This window comes from Niastella sp. sgz303648, from assembly GCF_059587045.1.
The window spans coordinates 1-5043 of sequence record NZ_JCAPSW010000042.1 but is presented as its reverse complement, the minus strand read 5'-3'; the positions used below and the strand labels follow the sequence as shown (position 1 = coordinate 5043).

The window sequence follows — 5043 nt, the reverse complement described above, 5'->3', positions numbered from 1 at the left end:
TGCTGTTGCGCCGAAACCTTTTACATATAGACTGTCCAGTTGTACCGACTTAAAAATGAAACCCTTCAAATAATTGGATTTGAAGGGTTTTTTAATTTCAATAATATTGAATCTATTTAGGGTAATAGCATCATTGCTCTTATTTTGAATACGTTAGATAAGTTCGAATCCAGTTCGATTGATCCAATTGAGACAGGACGGTTTTTATACCGTCCTGTTTTTCTTTGTCTCCTCTTGTGCTGTAGGTAGAAGGCGAGATGAAGGAAAGTAAAAGAATGGAATATGCCGCCAGTAAATCCATATGCGTGGTGAAATCAGGTTTCTGTGCAGCATTATTGTATGCTAATTTCTATTTTTGGAAAACAGAAACCTACTTATGCAGGAAGATTTAAAATCGATACTACGGCATAGCTTTATCCTAGTGGCGCTAATAATCATTTCAGGTTTTACCAAAATTCCTGTAGTAGTTCCGGGTATTGTAAATTAACCGAGCATGAACGGTTCCAAGTTGCTTCTTTTTAGCCTCTGCGCTGTCGTAAACGCCTTTTTGCATGTAGCCGCCTATCCTTTCGCTTATATTATTAGCGCTGTCCTTTAGGATTTCTTGTTCGTTCAAAAGTTTTGTCCTCACTTCATTGCGATTGCATCCGCAAGCGAACAGGATGAGAATGCTTAAAACGGCTGAATATTTCATATAAATTTTTAATTAAAGTTGGAAAAGATAGCCCAATCCCGCCACCAACTAAATGCCTTGATAGCAGGCAACAACATCTATAAGAGATTGTGTTCCGCCTGGCCTGCTTCCTACTGCTGCTGGTGAAACCGTAAAGCCAGTGACACCGGTACCCTGTCTTCCAACAACTCATCTTTTACAAGCCCAAATACACTGCCTGACTGGTAAGTGATCCCCCATTTCGTACGGTCTATGGTGAGCGACGCTGTGGCAACAATATCCTCCCCATTCCTGACAATCGTGGCCGGAAAATGGATCTCCTGCGTAATGGCCCTCAAGGTCAGTTGCCCGGTAATATAATAAGAAGAATCGTTGGAGACTTTAATTGCTTTGATTAATTGAAATGTCCCCTTGGGATACTTCTTCACATCAAAGAAATCAGGGTCTTTCAGATGCGATACCAGTCCGTTATCGCTGCTCGTGTCTTTCCTGTCGGTAATGGTAATCGTATTCATATCCAGTTCAAAATAGCCTCCTGCAATAGTGCCGTTGGCATCGAAAGCCAGGGTGCCCGTCAGGGGTTTGATATAGCCTTGATGTCCCTTGCCTCCCATGACATGCATGCCTTTCCAATTGACAAAACTTTCTGGTATAACAAGGGAATAACCCACTACACTTCCCGCTGGGGTGGAAGGTGCCGGCTCTGTAATAGCATGTGTAGGGGCAGCGATATCCGCCGCTGAACGATCCCGGCAGGCGACGGCGCCGATGAGACACAAGGATGCGCATACGAACAATAAGATTGACCGCATAAGATGTTGATTTATGTGATGATGAAAGTAGAAACAAAGAAGCCCGGGCTGTTGATACAAACCTACAGCGTCCGTCCGCAGGAGTAGTAAAAGCGTGGTAAAAACTTTGTAAACGAATGTAAAATCTGTCCGGCGCTACCGGGGCTCGCAGGGAATGCTGTAATTTTAAGTATGAGCTGGAAAGTCTTGCTGGCAATGGGCACCGCCCTTATAGTCATTGTTTCCTGGACCGCCATCCGTCGCCGGGCTGCCGTGCCCGCTACAGATCAGGCGACTGAAAAGCTGGTGATCCGGCAGATCGGTCACCAATTGCTGTTACAGGCCGGCGATTCCTCCTCCCGCATCCTCCCTGTGGAAGAGCGGGCAAACAAGGAATACCTAATCCGGTTTGCGGCACCTTTTACCTTTGTGCCTGCTACTTTGGTGGCTACTGTTCGCCGGGCGGTAGCGGCCAACGGCTTGCCCTCCAGCTACCTCGTGGAAGTGATCCATTGCGCCCCATCGGCAGAAGTGATCTACGGATTCCAGATATATAAAGACAGTGCCCGCGATGTAATACCCTGCCTGGGTCGCCGGCAGGAAAAAGCTTGTTACAATATCCGGATCAGGTTTACAGAAACCGAAGCCGCCGGCATGGACCCGTTTTCAAGCGGCCTGCTGGCAGGTAGCCTGGTGGCTATTCTGGCAAGTTTATTATTCCGCGTCCTGTATATAAGAAAAAGAAGAACTTCCGACAAGCCAGGCAATATGCCAGCCCTGGGTACCTCAACCAGGATAACGATGGATAGTTCAGGGCCGCAAAATATTCAACCAGATCTGCCATCGGAAGAAATTAAACAGGAAGTCCCGACGCCAACCGGTATTGCTATTGGTAACCTGCTTTTCTTCCGGGAAAGTCAGCAACTGGTAGCTGGTTCTTCCATCATTCTGCTCACAGCCAAAGAAGCCAAACTATTGCAAGTATTTGCCAACGCCCAGCAGGAAATGATAGATCGTGATCAGTTGATGAAAGAAGTGTGGGAAGATGAAGGCGTCATCGTTGGCCGGAGCCTGGATATGTTCGTCTCGAAATTGCGGAAAAAGTTGCAGGCGGATCCACGCGTAAGCATCCTGAATGTGCATGGCAAAGGGTATAAGCTGGTCATTGGTCAAATGGTGTGCTGAATGTCAGTTTCCTAATTGCTTTTGCTGGTTTGTTTCCGGATGCGGCTGAACGTTTCTGCTGTGATGCCTAAATAAAGCCGAAAAAGTAAACATCTACCAAACAAAAAACCCTCCTGGTACACAAAGCCCTGGTTATTACACTTACGTGAGCTGGCCGATTAGGTCGTCCCTATCGACTTTACCCAGTATGTATTTGTCCCGTTCGATTCGTTCCAGCGCATCGCGGGTAAGAAACGTGGTAGTCACGATTATGCCTTTTGATGCTTTAAATTCCTGGACGCTTATTTGTGCCATCCATGATTGCGCTGTCGGGTAAGATTAGTTTTGAGCCGAAGCCTTGTTATCCGGACAATTCAGACTATTGTAATCCCGGAATGCTGCGATCAACCCCGATACATCCTCGGAGTAGTTCTTGTCTTTGACCATCTGCTGCATGGTCGGGCAGCCTTCGAAGATCTTGGCAAACTGTTTCTTGAATGAAGGGCCAAAACGTTCTTCCCCAAACACCGGGATTTCGGCGAAGTCCGTCATATTGGCGAACCGATAGTAAAATGAACCATGCGTATATGGTACGCGGACGCTCTGGAGCAGCACAAACTTCGGCGAACCTAAGATTGCTTGCGCGATATCCCTTTTGCCATCTTCCAGGGTATTGATCCCTTTCCTCGATACAGAATAGAACCGGCCGGTATCGCTGCGGTGAGGAACTTTAATCGCCTTTTCGACATGAAAACCGGTGATATCAACAAAATTATACGAAGTGATGATCCTGGCCGCAGTGTCCACCGTCCGGACCTCTTTGGATTCTCTGATGCTTTTGATAAAATAATAGAATACGACATTCTTCAATGTATCATGTGTGGCATTGTTGAGATACAATTCCCCAAAGGCCAGTTGTTCGCGGTTGTCCGTCACGGTCCATTGGCTGGAGACAACGGAATCATCAGCGCCCCATTTTTTACCCGTGGCTTTGTCGGTGTAGATATACTTACCGAAGATCAGGTTCGGATCATGGTCTTGCTTTTGCGCGAATAAAGAAGAGAGAGAAAGAAGTAGAACGGTTGTTAGGGTGAGATTTTTCATAGGAAGAGGTGTTTTATTGGATAACGTACAGCAACAACGATTATTGCAAGTCTTAAAGCTCTGTAAGTTTGGCGAAATTTTGCTATAATAGCAATATCAATACTCCGGTAATAATTTGGATAAAAATAGGTAGTATTTTTATGACAAGGGCCATAATGGCGAAATACTAATAGCTCGCTAAGTCAAGGTATCCCTCCGGGAAGTTAAACAACGGGTAATAAAATAGTTATTAATTTGCTTTAGGCAATAGTGTTGTCAGTTGTCATTTGCTGCTCTGTTTCTTTTCCAGTTATTGAACAAAACATCAGCAACAATTCAGGCATCAGCAGCAGTCCAGTCGTGACGAGTTTCAAATGCCCAAACTGAGCTATTTTGATAAATGCTAACTTTATTTTACCACTTCACTCACCAAAATGACAGGACTAACATTAGTATAGTTGACAAAATCTGCACGGATCGCATCTCTATTAGGAGCTATTGCCGCTTGATATTCACTTAAGCTTTTTACATAAAATGTGCCAATAGCCATAAAAGGTAAAGGTTGATTAGGAATACCACTGGAAAGCCCTTTTTCAATAGTATATTTAACCAGGTTTGACCCTAAAAAACCCGCCACCATAGGCATGTGCTTAGTTTCATAATATTCCATATTGAAGGTTTTACCCTCCGCGTACGGGTACATAATGGATATCTTAATTAAGCCTTTTTCAGTAACAGTAATGTCCTGTTTTTGGGATTTTTCAGATTGCTTGTCTTGACTAAATGCCACAAAACAAATGTTTAAAAGCAAAAACAATAAAATTAGTTTAAACTTCATAATTAGTTTCTTTAAGTTACAGAATATATAAATTGCCAAGTATTTCCATCTGTATGCTATTTCAGTTAATTTACGTAAATCTAATATAAAAAGGTTCGAGTTTTGTACCATAGGTATCACAGAATACAGACGCCCACGTAATTTAAATGATTACATGTTTTTTTTGTTTTTATTTGTATCAAAAAATATCAAATTAACCTATGCATTGACGGTGAAGGATCGCTTCTCACAAAATGGCAATGCTATGAATGTCGATATGCTGGGTAGATCGAAATGGCCAAAATAGATTGAATTGCTTCATTAAGGTGATTATCATTGTTATCTCTTACTTCAATTGCAACCGGATTGCTTATTTGTATATCAAACATATTTTATATAACCAACTTGGTTTTGGGTATTAAACATATGAGTAAACTGTTGAATTTCCAGCAAATCCTGTATTAATAGGTTCGAAATTTCCTATGTAAAGGTTTTGGCTGCACCAAAGCAGAAAA

Annotated in this window: 5 protein-coding genes; 1 reads left to right on the top strand and 4 read right to left on the bottom strand. The window is 43.2% G+C overall.

From position 1 onward, the window contains the following. Positions 1-439 precede the first annotated feature (439 nt). Together AC59IL_RS38745 and AC59IL_RS38740 are read right to left on the bottom strand one after the other, a co-directional pair. The gene (locus AC59IL_RS38745; RefSeq protein WP_496557633.1) at positions 440-694 is read right to left on the bottom strand and encodes a hypothetical protein; all 255 of its coding nucleotides are present in this window, start codon (positions 692-694) and stop codon (positions 440-442) included. Positions 695-804: 110 nt separating this feature from the next. Then, positions 805-1485: a YceI family protein gene (locus tag AC59IL_RS38740; RefSeq protein WP_496557632.1), complete on the bottom strand. Its 681-nt coding sequence runs from the start codon at positions 1483-1485 to the stop codon at positions 805-807. 171 nt (positions 1486-1656) lie between these two features. On the opposite strand from AC59IL_RS38740, the gene AC59IL_RS38735 reads away from it, so the two are divergent. Then, positions 1657-2649 carry a winged helix-turn-helix domain-containing protein gene (locus AC59IL_RS38735; protein WP_496557631.1) on the top strand — a complete coding sequence of 331 codons (993 nt, stop codon included), beginning with the start codon at positions 1657-1659 and terminating at the stop codon, positions 2647-2649. A gap of 318 nt (positions 2650-2967) precedes the next feature. On the opposite strand, the gene AC59IL_RS38730 is transcribed toward AC59IL_RS38735, so the two are convergent. Both AC59IL_RS38730 and AC59IL_RS38725 read right to left on the bottom strand, forming a co-directional pair. Continuing rightward, positions 2968-3732, bottom strand: coding sequence for a hypothetical protein (locus tag AC59IL_RS38730; RefSeq protein WP_496557630.1), 765 nt, complete (start codon positions 3730-3732; stop codon positions 2968-2970). 388 nt (positions 3733-4120) lie between these two features. Continuing rightward, positions 4121-4549, bottom strand: coding sequence for an EthD family reductase (locus AC59IL_RS38725; protein ID WP_496557629.1), 429 nt, complete (start codon positions 4547-4549; stop codon positions 4121-4123). Between the last annotated feature and the right edge of the window lie 494 nt (positions 4550-5043).

Bases quoted from the DNA above. Each gene is read 5' to 3' on its own strand.
- AC59IL_RS38725 (WP_496557629.1), bottom strand. From the start codon at position 4,549: ATGAAGTTTAAACTAATTTTATTGTTTTTGCTTTTAAACATTTGTTTT.
- AC59IL_RS38735 (WP_496557631.1), top strand. From the start codon at position 1,657: ATGAGCTGGAAAGTCTTGCTGGCAATGGGCACCGCCCTTATAGTCATT.
- AC59IL_RS38740 (WP_496557632.1), bottom strand. From the start codon at position 1,485: ATGCGGTCAATCTTATTGTTCGTATGCGCATCCTTGTGTCTCATCGGC.
- AC59IL_RS38730 (WP_496557630.1), bottom strand. From the start codon at position 3,732: ATGAAAAATCTCACCCTAACAACCGTTCTACTTCTTTCTCTCTCTTCT.
- AC59IL_RS38745 (WP_496557633.1), bottom strand. From the start codon at position 694: ATGAAATATTCAGCCGTTTTAAGCATTCTCATCCTGTTCGCTTGCGGA.